This is a genomic window from Kytococcus schroeteri (assembly GCF_002847825.1).
GTDB classification, from domain to species: domain Bacteria; phylum Actinomycetota; class Actinomycetes; order Actinomycetales; family Dermatophilaceae; genus Kytococcus; species Kytococcus schroeteri.
Genome location: NZ_PKIZ01000071.1, coordinates 1 through 392 on the forward strand (window position 1 = coordinate 1; position 392 = coordinate 392).

Genomic DNA, 392 nt, shown 5'->3' on the forward strand with positions numbered 1-392 from the left:
TGGACCTGTGCGACATGCTGGTAGCGATGGGCGCAAAGATCAGCGGCGCTGGATCCAACACCATCACTGTCGAGGGTGTGGAGCGGTTGAACCCGGTGGACCACGAGGTTGTCGGTGACCGCATCGTCGCTGGCACCTGGGCGTATGCCGCAGCAATGACCAGGGGAGACATCACGGTTGGCGGTATCGATCCGCAGCACCTGCACCTGGTACTGGAGAAGCTAAAGCTTGCGGGAGCTCAGGTGGAGACGTACCCGACCGGCTTTAGGGTGGTGCAGCACGAGCGCCCCAAGGCGGTGGACTACCAGACGCTTCCTTTCCCCGGATTCCCAACTGACCTGCAACCCATGGCGATTGCGCTGTGCACGGTGAGCGAGGGGATGAGCGTGATC

The 392-nt window shown here is 62.2% G+C and carries 1 pseudogene; it reads left to right on the top strand.

Annotation, left to right across the window (positions count from 1 at the left end):
* Window positions 1-14: 14 nt before the first annotated feature.
* Window positions 15-392: pseudogene (locus CYJ76_RS11535) on the top strand (UDP-N-acetylglucosamine 1-carboxyvinyltransferase); the annotation flags it as partial.